This is a genomic window from Martelella radicis, from assembly GCF_014196625.1.
GTDB classification, from domain to species: domain Bacteria; phylum Pseudomonadota; class Alphaproteobacteria; order Rhizobiales; family Rhizobiaceae; genus Martelella; species Martelella radicis.
The window spans coordinates 1-23,123 of record NZ_JACIDZ010000022.1; the positions used below are offsets into that span (position 1 = coordinate 1).

At 61.6% G+C, this 23,123-nt stretch carries 18 protein-coding genes; 7 read left to right on the forward strand and 11 right to left on the reverse strand.

Annotated features, from left to right (window positions below):
* Window positions 1–139: 139 nt before the first annotated feature.
* The 5 genes from GGR30_RS21480 to GGR30_RS21500 all read right to left on the reverse strand — a co-directional run bounded on the left by GGR30_RS21480 (window position 140) and on the right by GGR30_RS21500 (window position 4,906).
* Window positions 140–802 (reverse strand): VC0807 family protein, encoded by a 663-nt coding sequence (locus GGR30_RS21480; RefSeq protein ID WP_183491014.1) that lies wholly within the window; start codon window positions 800–802, stop codon window positions 140–142.
* Between the two features lie 98 nt (window positions 803–900).
* A complete protein-coding gene (locus GGR30_RS21485; protein WP_183491016.1) occupies window positions 901–2,283 on the reverse strand; it encodes an MATE family efflux transporter in 1,383 nt (460 codons plus the stop codon).
* A gap of 178 nt (window positions 2,284–2,461) precedes the next feature.
* Window positions 2,462–3,142 carry a glutathione S-transferase gene (locus GGR30_RS21490; protein ID WP_183491018.1) on the reverse strand — a complete coding sequence of 227 codons (681 nt, stop codon included), beginning with the start codon at window positions 3,140–3,142 and terminating at the stop codon, window positions 2,462–2,464.
* Window positions 3,143–3,264: 122 nt separating this feature from the next.
* The gene (locus GGR30_RS21495; protein WP_183491020.1) at window positions 3,265–4,293 is read right to left on the reverse strand and encodes a sodium:calcium antiporter; all 1,029 of its coding nucleotides are present in this window, start codon (window positions 4,291–4,293) and stop codon (window positions 3,265–3,267) included.
* Window positions 4,294–4,735: 442 nt separating this feature from the next.
* Window positions 4,736–4,906, reverse strand: a complete 171-nt coding sequence (locus tag GGR30_RS21500; protein ID WP_183491022.1) for a hypothetical protein — start codon at window positions 4,904–4,906, stop codon at window positions 4,736–4,738.
* A gap of 238 nt (window positions 4,907–5,144) precedes the next feature.
* Between GGR30_RS21500 and carB the strand changes: the two genes are divergently transcribed.
* Window positions 5,145–8,627: a carbamoyl-phosphate synthase large subunit gene (gene carB / locus GGR30_RS21505; RefSeq protein WP_183491024.1), complete on the forward strand. Its 3,483-nt coding sequence runs from the start codon at window positions 5,145–5,147 to the stop codon at window positions 8,625–8,627.
* 85 nt (window positions 8,628–8,712) lie between these two features.
* Entirely contained in the window at window positions 8,713–9,141 is a 429-nt protein-coding gene (locus tag GGR30_RS21510) for an SRPBCC domain-containing protein (RefSeq protein ID WP_183491026.1), read from the forward strand.
* A gap of 35 nt (window positions 9,142–9,176) precedes the next feature.
* On the opposite strand, the gene GGR30_RS21515 is transcribed toward GGR30_RS21510, so the two are convergent.
* Window positions 9,177–10,397 (reverse strand): aminopeptidase P family protein, encoded by a 1,221-nt coding sequence (locus tag GGR30_RS21515; RefSeq protein ID WP_246414097.1) that lies wholly within the window; start codon window positions 10,395–10,397, stop codon window positions 9,177–9,179.
* Window positions 10,398–10,698: 301 nt separating this feature from the next.
* Here GGR30_RS21515 and GGR30_RS21520 point away from each other — a divergent pair, with 301 nt between their 5' ends.
* From GGR30_RS21520 to GGR30_RS21535, 4 genes are all read left to right on the forward strand, one after another.
* Window positions 10,699–11,475 (forward strand): VOC family protein, encoded by a 777-nt coding sequence (locus GGR30_RS21520; RefSeq protein WP_183491092.1) that lies wholly within the window; start codon window positions 10,699–10,701, stop codon window positions 11,473–11,475.
* 120 nt (window positions 11,476–11,595) lie between these two features.
* Window positions 11,596–13,134 (forward strand): MFS transporter, encoded by a 1,539-nt coding sequence (locus tag GGR30_RS21525; protein WP_183491095.1) that lies wholly within the window; start codon window positions 11,596–11,598, stop codon window positions 13,132–13,134.
* A gap of 292 nt (window positions 13,135–13,426) precedes the next feature.
* Window positions 13,427–13,903, forward strand: coding sequence for a transcription elongation factor GreA (gene greA / locus GGR30_RS21530; protein ID WP_183491029.1), 477 nt, complete (start codon window positions 13,427–13,429; stop codon window positions 13,901–13,903).
* Window positions 13,904–13,930: 27 nt separating this feature from the next.
* Window positions 13,931–14,989 (forward strand): glycosyltransferase family 10 domain-containing protein, encoded by a 1,059-nt coding sequence (locus GGR30_RS21535; RefSeq protein WP_246414098.1) that lies wholly within the window; start codon window positions 13,931–13,933, stop codon window positions 14,987–14,989.
* A gap of 125 nt (window positions 14,990–15,114) precedes the next feature.
* Here the strand turns inward: GGR30_RS21535 and GGR30_RS21540 are convergent, their stop codons facing one another.
* The 5 genes from GGR30_RS21540 to GGR30_RS21560 form a co-directional block, all read right to left on the reverse strand.
* Window positions 15,115–15,876, reverse strand: coding sequence for a sulfite exporter TauE/SafE family protein (locus tag GGR30_RS21540; protein WP_183491031.1), 762 nt, complete (start codon window positions 15,874–15,876; stop codon window positions 15,115–15,117).
* A gap of 48 nt (window positions 15,877–15,924) precedes the next feature.
* On the reverse strand, window positions 15,925–16,929 hold the full coding sequence (gene pta, locus GGR30_RS21545; protein ID WP_183491033.1) for a phosphate acetyltransferase: 1,005 nt from the start codon (window positions 16,927–16,929) through the stop codon (window positions 15,925–15,927).
* A gap of 4 nt (window positions 16,930–16,933) precedes the next feature.
* Window positions 16,934–17,968 carry a YeiH family protein gene (locus GGR30_RS21550; RefSeq protein WP_183491035.1) on the reverse strand — a complete coding sequence of 345 codons (1,035 nt, stop codon included), beginning with the start codon at window positions 17,966–17,968 and terminating at the stop codon, window positions 16,934–16,936.
* A gap of 287 nt (window positions 17,969–18,255) precedes the next feature.
* The gene (xsc, locus tag GGR30_RS21555) at window positions 18,256–20,028 is read right to left on the reverse strand and encodes a sulfoacetaldehyde acetyltransferase (protein ID WP_183491037.1); all 1,773 of its coding nucleotides are present in this window, start codon (window positions 20,026–20,028) and stop codon (window positions 18,256–18,258) included.
* A gap of 46 nt (window positions 20,029–20,074) precedes the next feature.
* Window positions 20,075–21,691: a GMC family oxidoreductase gene (locus GGR30_RS21560; RefSeq protein WP_183491039.1), complete on the reverse strand. Its 1,617-nt coding sequence runs from the start codon at window positions 21,689–21,691 to the stop codon at window positions 20,075–20,077.
* Window positions 21,692–21,805: 114 nt separating this feature from the next.
* Here GGR30_RS21560 and GGR30_RS21565 point away from each other — a divergent pair, with 114 nt between their 5' ends.
* Window positions 21,806–23,041, forward strand: a complete 1,236-nt coding sequence (locus tag GGR30_RS21565) for a TRAP transporter substrate-binding protein (RefSeq protein ID WP_183491041.1) — start codon at window positions 21,806–21,808, stop codon at window positions 23,039–23,041.
* Window positions 23,042–23,123: the final 82 nt, after the last annotated feature.

Consider the following 23,123-nt stretch of genomic DNA (forward strand, 5'->3'; position numbering starts at 1 on the left):
TCTAACGACCAGGATGCCGGACGACCTTCCGCCCGCACACATCATACCACAAGCCGCTATACACAGGATGCCGGCTCAAGGCCGGCATGACGGATTTTGAGTGTGCCGATGGCTCTGCCGAGCATAGACAGAACTTCATTCACGGGGTCGCGTGTCGCGGCCCTTTCTTGTTGCGAGGGTGGCGTGAATAGGAATGCTTCTCCCGCTCGGCCTCGGCCTTGGCGATCGCCTCGCCCTTCCTGCTGCCATAGCGCCAGCTCCACGCCATCATCAGCGCGAAGACCGAAATCCACATTGCCTCCGAGACCACCAGGAAGACGCTGATCGGCATCAGCGGGATGATCAGCGCGCGCAGACACGCCTCGGCAATGAGCACGACCGCCCAGACGATCGTCATGAAGCGCATCAGCGCGCGGTAATCCGGCGAGGCCGCATAGAGCCGGTTCAGGCTCTTGCGTTCCTCGGGGTCGCCTTCCGAGGCGAAGTGGAACACCAGAGGACGCGGCATCATCAGCGAGCCGGCAAAGACAAGCCCGATAAAGCCGGTGATCAGCGAATTCTTCAAAAGCGCGAGATAAGGACTGTCGAAATAAAGACTGCCGATCAGCGAAGCCAGCGTTGCGGCAAGCGTGATGACGCCGATCGCCGCCAGCCGGTTGCTGCGGACATAGGCCACGACAATCACCGCGATCGGAAAGACCGAGCCGAACGCCAGTGCGTGAACCGTCGAAAAATCGTAGTGCTTGGCCAGAAGATAGGTCAGATAGGGCAGAATGGCCCCGAAAATGATATCGTTGCGCATCGTTTTTCCTCCCGCCCGCGATGACAGGCCCGGCTTGCGCCGGCCCCGCCATTATCCGCCTGTTTTAGCGAAAACGAAAGGAAAAAGGCCCGTTTCGCCTAACCTTCCGCCCTCTGCAGCAAACGCCAGTAGCGGATGCTGAGCATCACCGCGGCTGTGCCAAGGCCGCAGAGAAAGCCGGTCCAGATGCCGATGCCGCCGAGACCGAAGGGAAAGGCGAGCAGCCAGGCGAGCGGCAGACCGATGATCCAGTAGGCAATCAGCACCAGAACCATCGGGATGCGGGCATCCTTGAGGCCGCGCAGCAGCCCGTTCATGATTGCCTGCGCCGTGTCGAGCAACTGGAAAAGCGCTGCGATGATGATCAGCGGCGCGGCATAGGCAATGACGGCCGCCGCATCCGGCAGGCTGATATCGATGAACAGCGACGACAGCGCGCGTGGCGCCAGCGCGAAGGCGATGCCGCTCGCAACGGCAAAGCCGATCGCCACCACCATGACCGTGACGGAGGCGCGCATCACATTGGCCCGGTCGCCCGCGCCGTGAAACAGGCCGACGCGCACCGTGCCCGCCTGCGACAGGCCGAGCGGCACCATGAAGGTGATCGAGGAAAGCTGGATGGCAATGCCGTGGGCGGCGAGCGGCACGGCGCCGAACTGGCCCATCAGCACCGAGGAGACGGTGAACATCGAGACTTCCGCCAAGACGGCAACGCCGATGGGCAGGCCGAGCATCACCACTTCGCGGAAGGCCTGCCAATCCGGCTTCCAGAAGCGGACGAAAAGCTCGTAGCGGCGAAGCTCCGGATCGCGCTCGATATAGACGGCAAGAAACAGGAAACCGAAGAGCTGCACGAGAAAGGCAGCCACCGCAGCACCGCGAATGCCGAATTGCGGAAAGCCGAAATGGCCGAGCACCAGCGCATAGGCGAGCACGGCATTGACCACCAGCATGGCAACCGTCGCCCACAGGACGACGCTTGCCCGGCCGGTGGCGCTGACCAGCGACCGCAGCACATGGAACAGCAGCGCCGGGAACATCGCGAAGCCGACGATATGCAGATAATGCGAGGCCTTCAGCGCCACATCCGCCTCCTGCCCCATGGCCAGCAGGATCGGGTGCGACCAGATGAACAGCGGCAGCATGATCAGGCCGAACAGGATCGACGCCCACATGCCCATGCGCATCGCGCGGCGCACGGCGACCTCATCGCCCTGGCTGTAGGCCTGCGCGACCATCGGGATGACGGCGATGGCAAGACCCGCGCCGAAGATGAAGATCGTAAAGAAGTACTGCGTGGCCAGAACGGTTGCGGCAAGATCGACCGCGCTCAGCTGACCGAGGATGAAGATATCGGTGGCATTGATGCCCTGCTGGGCAAGCTGTGCGCCGATGAGCGGAATTCCAAGAGCAAAGGTTTCCCGGAAATGGGACAACCACGAATGACCGGCTGCGGCTGCAGGAGGCATTGTGACAGACATGTTTTCACCAGAGGCTGACACGCCGGCGCCAGACAATAGCGGGGCCCCGGCGGCCAGTTTCTCTAGCCTGTTTTTTAGGCAATTGCCAGTGTGACGGGCGGTCAAAGAGGCGCAAACCTGCGATGGAACCCTTCACGTTCGATCACAAGCGCGCAACCCTCAGCGCAATATCAGGCGATCACGAAATCGGATTGCCCCCATAGCGGTAGGCCCCGCCGCGTTGCAATGCGTGGCGGTAGGCAGGGCGGGCGTGGATGGCGACGAGGTAGTCGAGGAGTGCCTGCGGGCGCTGGTCGAAGGGAATGCGCTCCATGCCGACTTCTATCGGAAAGCTCATCATGATGTCGGCGGCGGTGAAGTCCGGGCCTGCGAACCAGCCATCGCGCTGAAGCTCTTCTTCCCAGAATGCACCGTGGGTTTTGAGCTGCGGATCGGTCAGTTTACCCATCACGCCTTTGGAGATCGCCTTCAGCAGCGGCCGCAGCAACTTCGGTCCCTGCTCGGGGATCTTCTGGAAGACGAGCTTCATCACCAGGATCGGCATGGCCGAACCTTCGGCATAGTGCAGCCAGTAGCGATAGCGCAGCGCCGCATCGGTTCCGGGCGCGGGACGCAAGCCGCTGTCGGCGCCGTATTTGTCGATCAGATATTCGACGATTGCCGCACTTTCGGCGATGATCGTTCCGTCATCCTCGATCACCGGCGACTTGCCGAGCGGATGCACCTTCTTCAGGCTTTCCGGCGCGCTCATGTTCTGACCGCGCTTGTAGGTCTTGATCTCGTATTCGACGCCCAGTTCCTCCAGCAGCCAGAGAATGCGGTGGGCGCGGGAATCTTCGAGATAGTGGACAAGCAGCATGGGAAACTCCTGAACGAGGGCGGGCACAAAAGCCTAGATGGCTGTCCCGCGGGCGGGATACAAGAACGACTACGCGGAGATGAAGCCTGCGGATCGCCGCCCTTCAGGAAAGAGGTCTGTGCCTAGCTGACGGTGAGCGCGACGGCGCCCGCATAAAGGGTCAGAATGCCGGCGCTCTCGAAGCCGATCCGGCCAGGCCCCGCTTTCTGCCGCACGATCAGCCCGAGAAGCAGGATCGCCGTTGCCGAAAGGCCGACCGAGAGCCAGATCAGGTCACCCTTGGTGATCGCATCGTAGAGCGAGCCGTCACGATAGGCGACATCCGAGAGCGTGAGGAACAGCGTGTCGAATGTGTTGCCGCCGATGATGCCGCCGACGGCAAGCTGCAGCGCCCCGCGGCGGACCGCGGCCAGCGTCGTCACGAGTTCGGGCAACGAGGTGACCACCGCCGTCATCAGCGCGCCGACCACCGAGGCGGAAATGCCGTAGCGATCCGTCAGCACGCCGGCAACGCCCGAGATCGCGTAGCCGGCGATACCCATCAGCAGCATCAGCGCGCCGAAAACGGCAAAAATAGTGACGTTGCCGCGTGCATCCTGCTGCTCTTCGTCCGGTGTGTCCGTGCGGGTCTCGCGCGTGCCGACTGGCCGCCACATCGGGTCATCGCGCACGCGCTTGGAGGCGATGACGCCGGCGATATAGATGCCGAACAGGATGAGCGAGAACGGGCTGATCGCGAAGAACGAAATATCCGGCGAGACATAGGCGATCAGCGGAATGGAGAGCAGCAGCACCAGAAGCGCGCCCTGGAAGAGGTTGGAGAGATCGGCCGCCGCATGTTCCAGATTGACGCGGCGATAGATCATGTCGGCCAGCGCCAGAAACGCCGTCTGCGCGGCAATGCCGCCGACAGCGTTGGAAAAGCTGAGCGACGCCCTGCCCTCGAAGGCCGTCGTGATCGACACCACCGTGCCGGACAGCGAGGTGGCCGCGCCCAGGAGCAGGCCCCCGATCAGCGCCTCGCCGAGACCGGTGCGGTCGGCGATGCGGTCGGCGACATCGGTGATCCGCACACCGCATGCGAGGATGACAAGCCCGGCGCCGGCAAAGATCGCCACCAGCCAGACAAGCGACAGGTTTTCAAAATTCATTCTGCTCTCCGTGTTGTTCAGGCAACGCCCGACAGCACGAATTGTTCTGCTTGAGGTTCAGTTCTTCAAATTCCGCTTCTGTCGTGCGCGTTAACTGCAGCAGGCGCCTTTGACGCGGCGATCAACGCAGAATGACCCAGCCGCAAGCCGGGTCATTCAGTTTGTTGGAAAAACAAGCGTCACCCCCATCCGTCATACCGGCCTTGAGCCGGTATCCAGGGCCAAAGAGCAAGGACTATCGCACTCAAGGCGCTGTGACGAAGGGTATTTTTTGTGGCCCTGGACCCCGGCTCAAGGCCGGGGTGACGGAGAGCGGGAGCAGGCTTCTTGCACCTGCAGCCGGCTCTGTCAGTAGCCAGAATGACCCGGCCGCAAGCCAGGTCATTTGTGTTCAGTATCGATTCTGAGTTTTCACGTCATGTAACGCCGACAGGAGCCTTTGTCAGGCAGCGGCCCGATTGCGGCCATGCTCGGCGGAATGGCCACGCCTTCCGGCAAGCGCCGGTTTGGTCGCCGGCTTTTGGATGACACCGCCGACCATCCGGTAAAGAATGGTCAGCCCGGCGGCGGCGAACACAGTCTGAAATGCGATCAGTGGCAGATATTCAAACATTGTTAACTCCCCGTTTGGAAAGCATAACGCAACATGTGAGGAAAAGGTTCACATCCGGTCTGACGATTGTCACAAAAACTTTGCGGTTGACGGCTTTGTGATCGCTTCATTTTCGGGGTTCCGTTCGCCTCGCAACTTCCCTATAAGGCCCTCCTAGCCTAAACCTTCTGACGTCCCGCACCCGGCCCGGTTCTCCGTGTCGGTTTTTGATGCAGAAATAGAACGACGGATAGCACACATGCCCAAGCGCCAAGACCTCAAGTCCATCCTCATCATCGGCGCGGGGCCGATCGTCATCGGCCAGGCCTGCGAGTTCGACTATTCCGGCGCTCAGGCCTGCAAGGCGCTGAAGGAGGAAGGATACCGGGTCATTCTGGTCAACTCCAACCCGGCCACCATCATGACCGACCCGGAGCTTGCCGACGCAACATACGTCGAGCCGATCACCCCGGAAGTCGTCGCCAAGATCATCGCCAAGGAACGACCCGACGCGCTGCTGCCGACCATGGGCGGACAGACCGCGCTCAACACGGCATTGTCGCTGCGCCGCATGGGCGTGCTGGAGCGCTACAACGTGGAAATGATCGGCGCCAAGCCGGAAGCGATCGACAAGGCCGAGGATCGGGCGCTGTTTCGCGAGGCGATGGCCAAGATCGGGCTGGAAACGCCGAAATCGATGCTGGCAAATGCCACCGAGATCAAGGATCAGCACCGCCAGGAGCATGAGGCCAAGCGCGCAGAACTGAAGAAGACGCTGTCCGGCGATGCCCTGGACAAGGCGCTGGACGAGCTTGAGAACCAGTGGAACCTCGGCAATACCGACCGCAAGCAGCGCTACATGTCGCATGCCATGGCGATTGCCGCCCAGGCGCTCGACGTCATCGGCCTGCCGACCATCATCCGTCCGTCCTTCACCCTTGGCGGCACTGGCGGCGGCATTGCCTATAACCGCTCCGAGTTCTTCGAGATCGTCGAGCGCGGGCTTGATGCCTCCCCGACCACCGAAGTGCTGATCGAGGAATCCGTGCTCGGCTGGAAGGAATACGAGATGGAGGTCGTCCGCGACAATGCGGACAACTGCATCATCATCTGCTCGATCGAGAACGTCGATCCGATGGGCGTGCATACGGGCGATTCGATCACCGTCGCCCCTGCCCTGACGCTGACCGACAAGGAATACCAGATCATGCGCAACGCCTCGCTGGCGGTTCTGCGCGAGATCGGGGTCGAGACCGGCGGCTCGAACGTGCAGTTCGCCGTCAACCCGGCCGATGGCCGCCTCGTCGTCATCGAGATGAACCCGCGCGTGTCGCGCTCCTCGGCGCTTGCCTCGAAGGCGACCGGCTTCCCGATCGCCAAGGTCGCCGCCAAGCTTGCCATAGGCTACACGCTCGACGAACTTGAAAACGACATCACCGGCGGCGCGACGCCGGCCTCGTTCGAACCCTCGATCGACTATGTCGTCACCAAAATCCCGCGCTTTGCTTTTGAAAAATTCCCGGGTGCGGAAAACACGCTAACCACGGCAATGAAATCGGTTGGCGAGGTGATGGCGATCGGCCGCACTTTCTCCGAATCGCTGCAAAAGGCACTGCGCGGACTGGAGCGCGGGCTCACCGGCCTCGACGAGATCGAAATTCCCGGCATCGAGAATGGCGAGCCGCACAACGCCATCCGCGCGGCCATCGGCACAGGCACGCCGGACCGCCTGCGCATGGTTGCCCAGGCGATGCGGCTTGGCGTTTCTCTGGAAGAGGTTCACGAGCACTCCAAGATCGATCCCTGGTTCCTGGAGCAGTTGAAGGCGATCGTCGACATGGAAGAGCGCGTGCGCGAGCACGGCCTGCCGCAGGATGCCGACAATCTACGCATGCTGAAGGCCATGGGCTTTTCCGACCAGCGACTGGCGAGCCTCACTCATGGCCGTCCGAAGGAAGTCGCCCAGCTTCGCAACAAGCTCGGCGTGCGCCCGGTCTACAAGCGCATCGACACCTGTGCCGCCGAATTCGCCTCGCCGACGGCCTATATGTATTCGACCTACGAGACGCCTTTCGATGGCCAAGCCCGTTCGGAAGCCGGCATTTCGGATGCCAAGAAGGTCGTCATCCTCGGCGGCGGACCGAACCGTATCGGCCAGGGCATCGAATTCGACTATTGCTGCTGCCATGCCGCCTTCGCGCTGAAGGATGCGGGCTACGAGTCGATCATGGTCAACTGCAACCCGGAAACCGTCTCGACCGACTATGACACCTCTGACCGGCTCTATTTCGAGCCGCTGACGGCCGAGGACGTGATCGAGATCATGCGCGCCGAGCAGGAAAAGGGCACGCTTGCCGGCGTCATCGTGCAGTTCGGCGGCCAGACGCCGCTGAAGCTGGCGGAAGCGCTGGAGAAAAACGGTATCCCGATCCTCGGCACCGCGCCCGACATGATCGACCTTGCCGAAGACCGCGACCGGTTCCAGAAGCTTCTGATCAAGCTCGATCTCAACCAGCCGAACAACGGCATTGCTTACTCGGTCGAGCAGGCGCGTCTTGTCGCAAGCGAGATCGGTTATCCGCTGGTGGTCCGCCCGTCATACGTTCTTGGCGGCCGCGCCATGGAGATCGTCCACAACGAAGCCGGACTGTCCCATTACCTTCTGGAAGTGGTGCCGGAACTTGTTACCGAGGACATCAAGCAGCGCTATCCGAATGACAAGACCGGGCAGATCAACACCATGCTCGGCAAGAACCCGCTTTTGTTCGACAGCTATCTGACCAACGCCATCGAGGTCGACGTCGACTGCCTGTCTGATGGCGAGGATGTATTCATCGCCGGCATCATGGAGCATATCGAGGAAGCCGGCATTCACTCCGGCGACAGCGCCTGCGCCCTGCCGCCGCATTCGCTCTCGCCCGAAATGCTGGACGAGCTCGAGGAACAGTCCCGCGCACTCGCTCTGGCACTGAACGTCAAGGGCCTGATGAACGTGCAGTTCGCCATCAAGGACGGCGTTGTCTACATTCTGGAAGTCAACCCGCGCGCCTCGCGCACCGTACCCTTCGTGGCCAAGACCATCGGCGCGCCGATCGCCAAGATCGCGGCCCGTGTCATGGCCGGCGAAAAACTGAATGACGTCATCGCCTCCTACGGCGAGCGCCCCAACCCGCGCAAGCTGAACCATATCGCGGTCAAGGAAGCCGTCTTCCCCTTCGCCAAATTCCCCGGCGTCGACACGCTGCTCGGCCCGGAAATGCGTTCGACCGGCGAGGTCATCGGCCTCGACAAGGATTTTGCCATCGCCTTCGCAAAGTCGCAGCTCGGCGCGAGCGTCGATCTGCCGCGCGATGGCTGCGTCTTCGTCTCGGTCAAGCAGGAAGACAAGGAGCGCGTTCTTCCCGCCGTCAGGCTTCTGGTCGAACAGGGCTTTTCGGTGATGGCGACCGGCGGCACCCGGGATTTCCTCGTCGAAAACGGCATCGAGGCGACAAAGATCAACAAGGTCCGCGAAGGCCGTCCGCATATCGAGGATGCAATCCGCAACCGTCAGGTCCAGCTTGTTTTCAACACGACGAGCAACGACAAGACAATCTCGGACTCCAAATCGCTGCGCCGGGCGGCGCTGACCCAGAAAGTGCCCTATTACACCACGATGTCCGGCGCGCTCGCCGCAGCCCAGGCAATCAAGGCGCTGAAACAGGGGCAACTCGAAGTCCGGCCGCTGCAGAGCTACGCCTGATCGCCGGACATGTGACGACACGAGATGAAAAAAGGCGGGCGACAACCCCGCCTTTTTTCTCATTTGGGACAGGGAGCAGAACCCCATGGCCGATACGATCGAGATCATCAATGAACGGGTCTTTCCCGTCGACCGGCAGACGCTTTACGCAGCCTTCGCCGATCCGGCGATCCTCGCGCGCTGGTGGGGCCCGCACGGCTTCACCAATCGCATCCTGGCCTTCGACCTTGTTCCCGGCGGAAAATGGCTGATCACCATGACAGCCTCCAACGGTACCGACTTCCGCAATCGCTGGAGCTTCTCGGAAGTCAAAGAAGGCCGCTTCATCCGCGCCCGCCACCACGAACCTGTACACGTCTTCACGCTGGAAATGAGCTTTGCCGATGACGTGGGCGGCGCGCGCCTGACCTGGCGGATGCTCTTCGACAGGACGGAAGAGAACGAGGCGATCTGGCACTTGCTGAAAGCCGCAAACGAGCAGAATTTCGACCGGCTGTCTGCTGTTCTGAAGTGAATTGTCGGGTGCGACGGGCCCCGCCTTTCTGCCGATCAGTTCGAGATGATGTTATGCTCCGGGCCAAAGGGGAAGCCGGTGATGTCTTCGGCGCCATCTTCGCCGACGACCAGAATATCGTGCTCGCGATAGCCGCCGGCGCCGGGCGCCCCTTCCGGCACCCACAGCATCGGCTCCATCGAAACGACCATGCCGGGTTCGAGCACCGTCTCGATATCCTCTCTGAGCTCCAGTCCGGCCTCGCGGCCATAGTAGTGGCTGAGGATTCCGAAGGAGTGGCCATAGCCGAAGGAGCGGTACTGAAGGACGCCTGCATCCACGAGGAAGCGGTTCAGCTCCGCGCAGATTTCTGCACAGGACACGCCCGGCCTGATCAATGACAGGCCGAATTCGTGCGCGGCCACATTGGTTTCCCAGTATTTCAGGGAAGCCGCATCCGGCTCGCCGAGAAAGAGCGTGCGCTCCAGCGCCGTATAGTAGCCGGAGATCATCGGGAAAGTGTTGAGGCTCAGGATATCGCCCCTCCGCAGCCGGCGCGACGTCACGGGGTTGTGGGCTCCGTCGGTATTGGGGCCCGACTGGAACCAGACCCAGGTATCGCGATACTCGGCTTCCGGAAAGGTTTCTGCAATGGCAAGCTCCATTGCATCCCTGCCGGCGATGGCAATGTCGATTTCCCGCACGCCCTCGGCAATAGCATCGCGGATTACCGCTCCGCCGCTATCGGCGATCCGCGCACCGTGCTTGATGAGCGCGATTTCCTCTTCGGATTTGACCATCCGCATCGCCATCACATCCGGCGCGATATCGGCACACTCGAAGGCTCCGACGGCTGCCTTCAGGGCCTGGCTTGCCGCAAGCGTCATGTGATCGGCCTCGATGCCGATGCGGCGGCTTCTCGCCAGCAGGCCGGCAGCGGTCTTCCAGAAATTATCGCGCTTCCAGTCGGTATAGATGATGTTGTCACCGTGGCAGCGCCGCCAGGGCTGGCCGGCGTCGATATTGGCGGAGATCGTCACCAGGCTTTCCTGCGTCACCACACAGCCGAAGGAACGGCCGAAGCTGCAGTAGAGAAAGCCGGAATAATAGGCGATGTTGTGCATGGAGGTAAAAAGTACGGCGTCAATGCCGCGTCGCGCCATCATCTGCCGCAACAGGCCGACGCGCCGATCGTATTCGCCCTTGCTGAAGGGCAGTGCCGCCTTTTCGCCGTTCCGGCTCCTGAAGTTCTGAGGACGCGCCATCATCTCGGTCATCGAAGGAATTCCCTGTCCAGTTCACCGGACGGGTATTCCCCTGCCCGGTGTCGAACGCATCAGCGCTCAAACGTCCGGGCGTGCAGGACCAACAACACAATGAATAAGACCCCGTTACCGCGCACGACGCCATCGCCGCCGGGATCACGCTTAAAGGCTAGCGCAGCTTGGGGCTGTAATCAATCGGTCGTGACGCGATGATACAACCTGAAAATCGTCAATTCGGCTTGACGACCACAGGTTACGTTGATATCAACTTAAATTGATTGAAGCAGACCCCACTGTGCCGACGGAGGACATGATGCAGGGACAATTCATCTGGTATGAGCTTCTGACAACCGACACTAAGGCCGCGTCGGATTTCTATAGCAAGGTTGCCGGCTGGGTCGGTGCAGACAGCGGCATGCCCGGCATCGACTACACGCTTTTCAACGTGCCCGGCTTCGAGATGGGCCTTGCCGGAATGATGGCGCTGACGGACGAGATGTGCGAACAGAACGTCCCGCCGCACTGGCTCGGCTATGTCTATTTCGCCGATGTGGACGCCAAGACCGATGAATTCGTCAAAAAGGGCAGCACGACGCTGATGCCGCCCCACGACATTCCGGGCATCGGACGCTTCTCGGTCATGCGTGATCCGCAGGGCGCCGCGATCTGCCTGATGAAAACGATCATGCCTGAAGGGCCGATGCCCCCCTGCCCCGAACCCGGCTCACCCGGCACATTCGGTTGGCACGAACTCTATGCCGCCGATGGGGCCGAAGCCATGGCCTTTTATGCGGAAATGTTCGGCTGGCAAGAACTCTCCACCCACGATATCGGCCCGATGGGGACCTATCATCTCTTCGGCGTGGATGGCGAGCAAATCGGCGGCATGATGACCAGGCCACCGCAGATGCCTCAGCCGGCATGGGCCTTCTACATCAATGTCGATGCGATCGATGATGCGGTGGAGCGTGTCAAGACAGGCGGCGGCCAGGTGCTGACCGGCCCAATGGAAGTGCCTGGCGGCGACATGATCGCGCAATGTTTTGACCCTCAGGGCGCTTTCTTCGCGCTGGTCGAGCACAAGAGTTGAACGAAACACGGCCTGTCCGGACCATGATTTTCATGTTGTCCGCCATGCGGATTTGACGATAGTGAAAACGCGCCGCTCGACGGCGCGTTTTCCGCCACCGAGGATTTCCTGGACAAGATGATGACTGAGACCGCCTCGGTTCCGGCGAAAGCCACAAGACGCGAATGGATCGGGCTCTTGGCGCTCTCCATCGCCTGCCTCGTCTATTCCATGGATCTGTCGGTCTTGTTTCTGGCCATTCCCTCGATTGTCAGGGAACTGGAGCCTTCGGCGACCGAACTGCTGTGGATGAATGACATCTACGGCTTCATGGTTGCTGGGTTCCTCGTCACCATGGGCGGTCTTGGCGACCGGATTGGCAGGCGGAAGCTCTTGATGCTGGGCGCGGCGGCCTTTGCCGCGGCCTCCACCTTCGCCGCCTTTTCCCAGAGCGCCGGCATGCTGGTGTTCGCCCGCGCCCTTTTAGGCATTGCCGGCGCCACCATTGCGCCTTCGACCCTTTCGCTGATCATGAACATGTTTCGCGACGAGGCCGAGCGCAACCGCGCCATCGGCGTATGGGGCACGGCCTTTGCTCTCGGCGGCCTTGTCGGGCCACTGATCGGCGGCGTGCTGCTGCATTTCTTCCACTGGGGTTCGGTGTTTCTCGTTAACGTGCCGATCATGGCGCTGCTGATCGTCTGCGCGCCGTTTCTGTTGCCGGAATACCGCTCCGGCGAGAACCCTCGCCTCGACCTCGCAAGCGTGGTCCTGTCGCTTGCGACCGTGCTGCCGATCATCTACGGCTTCAAACATATCGCGATCTATGGTTTTGATCCGCTCTACCTTCTGCCGGTGGCCGCAGGGTTCGGCTTCGGGGCGCTCTTCGTCCGACGCCAGCGCGGCCTCTCCGAGCCGCTGGTGGACCTCGCCCTTTTCCGTGTCCCGGCCTTTTCCGTCTCAATGCTCGTCAATCTGGGCGGCGTGTTCTTCATCTTCGCCCTGTTCCTGATGCAGACGCAGTTCTTCCAACTCGTGATCGGTCTCTCACCGCTTGAGGCCGCGCTCTGGGCGGCGATCCCCGGCCTGTTCTTCACGATCATGTCGCTTCAGGCCTACCGTGTCACCAATCATTTCGGCCCCGTTGCAACCGTGCTGGGCGGCCTGGTTATCTTCGCGCTCGGCGCGGCGCTCATGGGATTTGCCGCCTATGCGGAAAGCCTGGCGGGCATTCTCTTCGCCAATGCGGTTCTGGGCGCAGGTTTCATCCCCGTGGTTCTGACGACGACCGGCCTCATCGTCGGCTCGGCTCCGCCTGAGCGCGGCGGCGTGGCCTCCGCGATGTCGGAAACCAGCGCCGAGTTCGGCGGCGCGCTCGGCGTCGGCCTTCTGGGGAGCCTCGCAACGATGATCTACCGACTCGATATGGCCGATGCCGACCTTTCGGGCCTTCCCGACGAGATTGCCGTCGCGGCGAGCCAGACGCTTGCCGGCGCAGTCGATGGCGCGCTCGAACTTGGGCTTTCGGATTCCGTGTGGCTCGCCGAGGCCCGCTCCGCCTTCAGCCTCAGCTATGCGGCCTGCTCAGGCGTCGCTGCCATAGCCCTTATCCTGCTCGCATTGGTCGCCAGGCACATCTACGGCAATCACAGGCCCCGTATCGTTGAAGCCGGTCACTGAGCCCTGCCACGCCTAAAATCTACCTTTGATTGCATCTGTGCGGTTTGGCGCGCTACCGATTTGTCTGGAAATGGCATCGCCGCATCTGCTATAACCCGGCAAGGTTTGAAACTGGTTCCGGGGTCAACGCTTCGGAACCTGTTTCTTTTTGTGTGGCAAAACGGCCTGGGACTTCCTATGTGGAGGGCTGTTTGTCTCGCGACATGACGAAAGAACAAGGAGAAGCGGCGGCGCAAGACGGCTCTTGAGCGAGCCACGGCCGCCGCTTCGCAAATGACCGAAGGACAAGAACATGGTCGAAAAAGTACCGATGACCAAGGTCGGCGCCGACAAGCTTAAGGAAGAGCTGCGCTGGCGCCAGCAGGAGGAACGTCCGCGCATCATTCAGGCGATCTCCGAAGCGCGCGCCCATGGCGACCTTTCCGAGAATGCCGAATACCACGCCGCCAAGGAAGCCCAGAGCTACAATGAGGGCCGGATCAGCGAGCTTGAGGACGTCACCACCCGCGCCGAGATTGTCGACCCGGCCAAGATGAACGGCGACAAGGTCCGTTTCGGCGCGACGGTGAAGCTTGTCGACGAAGATACGGAAGAAGAAAAGGTCTACCAGATCGTCGGCGACCAGGAGGCAGATGTCAAAGCCGGTCGCATCTCGATTTCCTCGCCGATCTCGCGTGCTCTCATCGGCAAGGAAGTCGGTGACTCGATCGAGGTCAACGCGCCGGGTGGCGCGCGCGCCTACGAGGTCCTGGAAATCCTCTGGCGATAAGGCCGGCATCGAAGGAAATGAAATTAGATGGTCGCAAGGGTTAAAATCGTAAGCCGGTCAACCTCCGGCAAGACCCAGGACAATGTTGCCCGCCAATTGCCGGAAGGCTTCGCTGAAAAGAACGATATCGAATTTGTCTTTGATGCCGATTCGACCGAATATGATTGGCTGGCGGTTTATGATGACCTTCCGCGATCGCGGCAGCCAACCGTAGAACCCTTGGCCTGCCCGCCGGCAAACACCATTCTGATCACGAGCGAGCCAAGCGGAGTGAAGATTTACGGGCGGGCTTTCACCCGCCAGTTCGGCCATGTGCTCACCAGCCAGGAACCATTTGCCCTTCGTCATCCGGGTCGAATCTGGAGCCAGGTCGGAGCGCTCTGGTATTATGGCAGCAACTGGAATGAAAATCGCTATGTGACGGCTGACGAAATCAGTCACCATTTCCCGGAAAAGACCGACACGATCGGTTCCGTGTGCTCGACCAAGCAGCAGCGGCATACCCTGAACGGGCTCCGCTTTGCATTCACCGAATATGCCATGCGGCAGATGCCTGAGCTCAAGGTCTTCGGGCATGGAAGAAAGCTGATCGACGACAAGGCGCTGTCGATCGACCCGTTCAAGTATCATCTGGCGGTCGAAAATCACGTGGCGCCCAATCACATCACCGAGAAGCTTTCGGATGCCTTCCTTGGCCTGTCATTGCCGTTTTATTTCGGCGCGCCGAACGTTCTGGACTACTTTCCCGAACAAAGCGTAATTCCGATCGACATTCGAAACCCTTCCGAAGCGGTGGCCACGATGAAAGCGGCCATAGCAGACAACGAATACGAAAAACGTCTGCCCGCTATCATCGAGGCTCGCCGCCTCGTGATCGAAGAATATAATCTGTTCACAATGATCGCGGGCATCGTCAACCGTCACGAACGTCCGGCTTATGTACCGGCCGTAACCGAGATCAAGGGACAGCACGCGGCTCGCAAGGCGGCTCCGATCTCGGGCATGGCTGATTTGAGCTTCAGGGCGGGCCTGCACTTGAAAAACCTCATCGGAAATCTGCGGCAACCGGATTGGAGCAATATCTAGAACCCGTCGAGGACAGGCGCCACGCCGAAGCGGCTTCAGGCGCATCGCGGCAGCAAAGCCGAACACGACCGAAGCCGCTGTGGCGCTTCGCCGGGCCGGAGGATGCACCTGCCTGCCCCACCGGATCAGATGCGGAAAAAGCCGGCCAGTCCCAGCGCGATGCTGAAAAGCGCCGAAAACTCCATGGCGACAAGGGCGAGGACGCGATAGCCGTCGTCCGATCCGCGACGGAAGCACGCAGCCCCAAGCGCAGAGCCCAGGTAGCAGAAGGGCGAGGAAATCAGTCCGAGCAGGATGATGTCGAGGCTGAGCGTGCCGCGCGCCGCCGCCGTCAGAAGCGCGAACACTGCCATGACAGCAAAAAGCAGGATCATCGAGGCGCGCTTCTCGCGCGCAGAGATGTCGCGCGCGAGGAAGTAGGCGACTACCGGCGGCCCGGGTGCGGCGGCCAGCCCGCCGAACAGCCCGGAGAAGAAGCCGACCAACCCGGTCGAGACAATTCCGGTGTCGGATTTCAGCGAAAGCCCGAAGAAAAGGACGAGCGCGGCGACCCCGGCAATCACGCCGATGATGATCTGCGCCAGGTAAAGCGGCACGAAACCGATGGCGATCAGGCCGATGGGCGTGCCGCACAAGGCAGCAATCGCCAGAATGGACACGGCCCTGCGATCGGCAAAGATCATGCATTCTCTCATGTCGAAGCTGCTGAGTACGATCTGGACGACCATCAGCGCCAGGATCGCGCTAGTCGGCGGCACGAGCAGTATGAGAAGCGGCATGGAAACGAGCGCCATGCCAAAGCCGGCAAAGCCGCGAAAAAAGGCGCCGACGGACAGGATCAGCGCAAAGCCCAGATAAACCGGCCAGGTGAAGGCGAGCTCAGGCATCCGCCCGCCTCGCCAGGCGGCAGGGACGATCCTTCAGATCCGAAGGCATCATAAATGCGCATCCACCTGGCAGGCCGTCACCGCGATCATATCCAGCACATCTTCGGCCGAACAACCGCGCGAGAGGTCATTGGCGGGCTTTGCCAGCCCTTGCAGCACCGGCCCGACAGCCGTTGCGCCGCCGATTCGCTCGGCAATCTTGTAGCCGATATTGCCGGCTTCCAGGTTGGGGAAGATGAAGATGTTGGCTTCGCCGCCGAGCGGTTCGCCAGCGCCCTTGGCTGCCGCGATCTCGGGCACGAAGGCGGCATCGAACTGCATCGGCCCATCAACCAGAAGGTCGGGACGATTGAGCTTCAACAGCTTCACAGCCGCTTCCACCTTGTCCACGGAAGGATGCGAGGCGCTACCGCGCGTAGCAAAGGAAAGCATGGCAATCTTGGGCGTCTCGCCCGTCAGCACGTCAAAGGAATGAGCGGCAGCGATTGCGATCTTGCTCAGTTCGCCCGGATTGGGGTCGACCACGAGGGCGGGATCGCAGAAGATGAAGGCGCCTTTTTTCGGGTGGTGATCGGCTTCCATCAGCATCAGGAAAAAGCTCGAGACGAGACGCGTGCCCGGCGCCGGCCCGATCACCTGGATTGCCGTGCGCACCATGTCGGCCGTGGAATGATGCGCGCCGCCGACCGTGCCGTCGGCATGGTCGGCCTTGACCATCAGCGCGGCGAAGACATGCGGTTCGCGCGCGATCCGCGCCGCGTCTTCCTCGGTAATGCCCTTGTGCTTGCGCAGCCTGAAATAGAGCGCGACCAGTTCGGACAGAAGCGGCGAGTTCTGCGGGTCCTCGGTCTCGATCGCCTCCGGCAGGCTCAGTCCCAACTGTGCGCAGCGGGCGGAAATCGTCTCGCGGTTGCCGACAAGAACAATCCGCGCAAGCCCCATCCCGGCCGCCTTGCAGGCCGCCTCCAGAATGCGCGGATCATCGGCTTCCGGAAGAACGATCTTCTTGTTGAGCCGCTTTGCAGCGGCCATGATCTTTTCAAGCGGTTTCATGCGTTCACCTCACGATCACGATTGTGCCCACCAGAACGATTGTGCCGATGAACAGGGTTTCCAGAACAATCAGCAGGATGGCCTGACCACCGACCTGCAGCATGCTTTTGAGCGAGGTCTTCATGCCCACCGCTGCGACGGCGAACAGAAGCGCCCAGCGGGAGATTTCGGCAAGCAGACGGCCAAGAGCCTCGGGCACAAGGCCGAACGTGTTCGCCGCCGCCAGCACCAGAAAGGCAATCACGAAGAATGGGAGGAGCGGCGGACGGCCCGTCTCCGAGACTTCTCCCGACATCTGGTTGCGGATGACGAGCGAGAGCACGAGAATGACGGGCGCCAGCATCGTCACCCGGATCAGCTTCACCAGGGTTGCCATTTCCCCGGCAGGCACCGAGACGGAAAACCCGGCCCCGACGACCTGGGCGACATCATGGATCGTGCCGCCCAAAAAGGTGCCCGACTGCAGATCGGTGAAGGCGAGCATGCTGGTCAGGATCGGATAGAAGATCATGGCGATCGTGCTCAGGATCGTCACACCCATGACCACGAAGATCAGATTGCGTTCCGAATCCTTGTCCTTCGGCAGGATGGCGGCAATCGCCATGGCGGCGGACGCGCCGCAGATTGCCACCGAACCACCGGAGAGCGCGCCGAAATGCCAGCTTCTGCCCATCAGCCGCGCCAGCGCCACGCCGAAGAGAATGGTGCCGGCAACCGCCAGAACCAGAAGCAGCACCATCTGCCAGCCAAGCCCGATCAGCATGTCGGCGCTGATGCGCGCGCCGAGAATGGCGACGCCGAAGCGCAGCACCTTCTTCGCCGTCAGGTCGATGCCGGACGCCATGCGCGGATCTTCGGTGAGAAAATGAAAGGCGATGCCGATCAGAAGCGCCATCAGCATGGCCGGCGCGCCGTAATGCTCGGCAAGGAATTGCGCCGCCGTCGCGATCAGCGCGCAGACCAGCAGCCCGTATTTGTTGATATCGAAAAATCTGCGCAAACGCGTCAGCGTATCGGCAGCCGGGCCATCATCGGCCATGCTCTTCCCTCCCCCGGAAGATATTGGAAGGGGCAGAGACCGGCCCCGCCCCGCTTATTGTCAATACTTGTTGAAGACGGAAGTACCTTGCCTACCCAATTTCCGTCACCCCGGACTTGATCCGGGGTCCAGGGCCGCAAAAAACACCTTTGTATCAATACCTTGAACTTGATGGTCTTTGCCAATTGGCCCTAGATGCCGGCTCAAGGCCGGCATGACGGAAGTGAGTGGCGCAGGCCTTTGTCAACAAACCGAGGGCCGGAGACCGGCCCTTCCTCCTTGTGGTCTCAGGCGTCGGCGCGCATGTCGGCGGGATCGATGCCGGCAACGGAAACCGGCTTCTTCATCGCATCGCGACGGAAGGGCTCGCCGAGTTCCTGGTTGAGCACGACCTCGATGAAGGTGGTTTTCTTCTCCTTCATCTGCCGCTCGATCGCCTTGTCGAGCTCGGCCGAAAGCGACTCCATCGTGGTCACCTGCACGCCCTCGACGCCGCAGGCCTTGGCGATGTCGGCATAGCGCACGTCCAGCGAGAGCTCGGTTCCGACGAAATTGTCATCGAACCACAGCGTCGTGTTACGCTTTTCCGCGCCCCACTGATAGTTGCGGAAGATGACCATGGTGATCGCCGGCCAGTCCTCGCGCTTCAGCGAAACCATCTCGTTCATGGAGATGCCGAAGGCGCCGTCGCCGGCAAAACCGATCACCGGCGTATTCGGCTGGCCGATCTTGGCGCCGGTAATGGCCGGAAAGCCGTAGCCGCAGGGGCCGAAGAGACCGGGCGCCAGATATTTGCGGCCCGCTTCGAAGGTCGGATAGGCATTGCCGATGGCGCAGTTATTGCCGATATCGGACGTGATGATCGCATCCTTCGGCATAGCCTTCTGGATGGCGCGCCAGGCCATGCGCGGGCTCATGCGCTCCGGCTCGCGGTTGCGGGCACGCTCGTTCCAGGTCGTGCCGACATCATCTTCCTCGTGATCGAGCGATGTCAGCTCCTGCGCCCAGGCGGACTTGGTCTTGGCGATCAGCGCCTTGCGCTCGTCACGATCGACATCGCCCGCAGTGCCGGAGAGCCGGTCGAGAATGCCGGTCGCAACCTTCTTGCTGTCGCCGACAATGCCGACGGTCACCTTCTTGGTGAGCCCGATGCGGTCCGGATTGATGTCGACCTGGATGATTTCCGCATCCTTCGGCCAGTAATCGATGCCGTAGCCCGGCAGCGTGGAGAAGGGATTGAGGCGGGTGCCGAGCGCCAGCACCACATCGGCCTTGGCGATCAGTTCCATCGCCGCCTTGGAGCCGTTATAGCCGAGCGGGCCGGCAAACAGTGGATGCGAGCCCGGGAAGGCGTCATTGTGCTGGTAGCCAACGCAGACCGGCGCATCGAGCCGTTCGGCAAGCGCCTTCGAGGCTTCGATCGCGCCGCCGAGGACGACGCCCGCGCCATTGAGAATGACCGGGAACTTCGCCTTGCTCAAGAGCTCCGCCGCGCGGTCAACCGCTTCCTCGCCGCCGGCGGGACGCTCGAATTCGACGATGGCCGGCAGTTCGATATCGATGACCTGGGTCCAGAAATCGCGCGGCACATTGATCTGCGCCGGGCCGCAGGCGCGCTTGGCCTTCAGGATCACGCGGTTCAGCACTTCGGCGATGCGGGTCGGATCGCGCACTTCTTCCTGATAGGCGACCATGTCCTTGAACAGCGCCATCTGCTCGACTTCCTGGAAGCCGCCCTGCCCCATGGTCTTGTTGGCGGCCTGCGGGGTGACGACCAGAAGCGGCGTGTGGTTCCAGTAGGCCGTCTTCACCGGGGTGACCAGCGAGGTGATGCCGGGGCCATTCTGCGCCACAACCATCGACATGCGCCCACTGGCGCGGGAATAGCCATCGGCCATCATGCCTGCATTGCACTCATGGGCGCAGTCCCAGAACTTGATGCCGGCGCGCGGGAACAGGTCGGAAATCGGCATCATCGCCGAGCCGATAATGCCGAAGGCATGCTGGATGCCATGCATCTGCAGGACTTTGACGAAGGCTTCCTCGGTGGTCATTTTCATCGGGTTTCTCCTCTTCGAATTTTCGAAATCGTGTTGTCGGTCGCCCTCAGGCGGAGCGCCGCGCGTCATCGCGCACGAGATCGCTCAGTTTCTCGCCGATCATGATCGCCGGCGCATTGGTGTTGCCGGAGACGATCTCCGGCATGATCGAGCAATCGGCGACGCGCAGGCCCTGAACGCCGCGCACGCGCAGCCGCTCGTCCACCACGGCGCGCTCGTCCTGGCCCATGCGGCAGGTGCCGGTCGGATGGTAGATCGTCGTCGAATAATCGCGCGCCCAGGCGAGCGTCCCCTCATAATCATCCATCGCCAGATCGCTGGAGGGTCGGAACTCCTCGGAAATCTTCGAGTTGAGCGGCGCCTGGCGGGCGATGCGGCGGGCAATGCGCACGCCCTCGACAACGGTGCGCCGGTCGGTCTCGGTCGAGAGATAATTGGGATGGATCTTCGGATAGGCACGCGGATCCGGGCCGTTCAGCACGATCTCGCCCCGGCTCTCGGGCCTCAACTGGCAGACCGACATGGTGAAGGCGGAGAAGGGATGAACCCCCTCGCCCGGACTGTCCGCCGACCAGGGCTGGACGTGAAACTGGATATCGGGCGTTGCCACATGATCGCCCGTGCGCAGGAAGCCGGTGGCAAGGCTTGCCGCCATGGTCATCGGGCCTGCACGGAAGAGCGCATATTTGAGCGCGATCCGCGCCTGGTTGAACAGCGACCGCACCTCGTCATTCAGCGTCGGCTCGTTGCACTTGAACACGAGGCGGGCCTGAAGGTGGTCCTGCAGATTGCGACCGACATCCGGCGAATGGCGGACGACCTCGATGCCGTTCTTCTTCAGTTGCTCCGCATCGCCGATGCCGGAGAGCATCAGAAGCTGCGGCGAATTGATCGCGCCGGAAGAAAGGATCACCTCGCGCCGCGCCGTGACCAGCGCCTCGCGCGTGCCGCCCGAAAGATAGCGCACGCCCGTGGCTCTGCCGTTTTCGATCACCACCTTTTCGACCAGCGCGCCGGTGACGACCGTGAGGTTCGGCCGTTTTTTAGCGGGGTTGAGAAAGGCGACGGCGGACGAACAGCGCCGCCCCTTGCGGGCCGTCAGCTGGAAATAGCCGACGCCTTCCTGCGTGGCGCCGTTGTAATCGGGATTGAAGGGATAACCTTCCGCGGTGGCGGCCGCCACCCAGGCATCGCAGATCGGCCGCTGCAGGCGCATGTTGGAGACGGAAAGCTCGCCATCCGTGCCATGATATTCATCCGCGCCACGCTCCTGGTTTTCCGAGCGCTTGAACAGCGGCAGCACGTCCTCCCAGCTCCAGCCGGCGTTCCCCATCTGGGCCCAGCGGTCGTAGTCCTCCTTCTGGCCGCGCACGTAGAGCAGGCCATTGAGCGAGGACGAGCCGCCAAGCACCTTGCCGCGCGGCCAGTCGAGCGAACGGCCGTTGAGGCCCGGGTCCGGCTCGGTCTTGTAGCACCAGTCGACGGATGGATTGTGCATCATGCGGAAATAGCCGACGGGGATGTGGATCCAGGGGTTCCAGTCCGAAGGCCCGGCCTCCAGCAGCACGACGCGCACGTTCGGATCCGCGCTCAGCCTGTTGGCGATCACACAGCCGGCCGAGCCCGCGCCGACAATCACATAATCTGCTTCCAGCCGCTCCATGAGCCCCCCTCAAGCCCTGAATTGACAAAATGCAACGAAATCTCCTTGCAAGAACAGTCGATATATGATTGAAATCGATACTGCAAGTCTCATTTTTTCAGAGGGAGGGAAGAAATGACGGGACTGAATGAGAAACTGCGCGGCATTTCGCGGCGCGATCTTTTCAAGCTTTCAGGGAAATTCGGATTGAGCTCGACGCTTCTGGCGGCAAGCTCTATGGCAGGCGTGGTAACGCTGCCGCGCCTGGCACAGGCGGTCGAATCGACCTATGAGAAGCGTTTTTCCAAGGAGCCGAAATACACGCTGAAATACGGTGCATCCGGTTTCAACGAGCGCAACCTGCTGATCGAGCGCGCCGGCTGCCTGGAGTTCGCCCGCGATCTCGAGGAGCGCACCGACGGTCTCGTCCGTGTCGAGTTCATCGGCGACAATCAGATCTGCGGACAGCTGAACTGCGTCGAGAAGACCCAGCTCGGCATTATCGACATCTATGCCGCCTCGACCCAGAACTCGGCCGGCGGCGCGCCTTACCTGAACGTGCTGGACTATGCCTACATGTTCCCGGGCCGGGCCTCGCAGTATCACTTCCTTTACAGCCCCGGTTCCCAGCGCATCCTGCGTGATCCGCTGGAAAAGCGCCACGGGCTGAAATTCCTGTTCTCGCACTGCGAACTGCGCGGCATCCAGCTTGGCCTCAAATATCAGGACAAGCCCACGGTGACGAAGCTGGAGGAGCTCTTCGGCACCAAGAACCGCGTGACCGGCACCCAGCTCGGCCGTATCGCCATGCAGCTTCTGAACCTCAACCCGGTTCCGATCGCCTGGGAGGAAACGCTCGACGGCCTGAAGCAGGGCCTGATCGACGGCGCGGAAACCTGGGCGTCTGCCGTGGCCTACGCCAACATGTCGCCGGTGGTCTCTCAGTCCGTCGACCTCAAGTTCTTCTGCGGCACGGAGCACACCTCCATGTCTTCCAAGGTGTTCGACAGCTTCGAACCGGAAGTTCAGGAGGCGGTGATGGAATCGTCCTACCTGACGCAGGTACAGATCCAGGCGGCAAACGAAGCCGCGCTGGTCAAGACGGTCGGCTTCTCCGATCCGCAGCTTCCGGGCACCATCTTCGACGAATACAATGTGCGTCCGGCATTCCTGCCCGACGACCAGATCAAGATGGCGGAAGAGATGTGCTCGCCGGAATATAATCCGGAGCCTTGGGCACAATGGCGCGAGCGCCTCAACAACTGGGCCGGCGGCATCGACACCTATGCCGAGATCAGCGCCATCGCCCGCGAAGTGCCGGCCGACATGAAGCCGGAAAATGTCGAACCCCGCCGTTGGTGGAAAAGCTGATCGTCGATCGGCCATGAAATGAAGACAGCCGGCATTCGGGAGGGATGCCGGCTGTTTGCGACTGTCGCCGCCTGCCTATCGG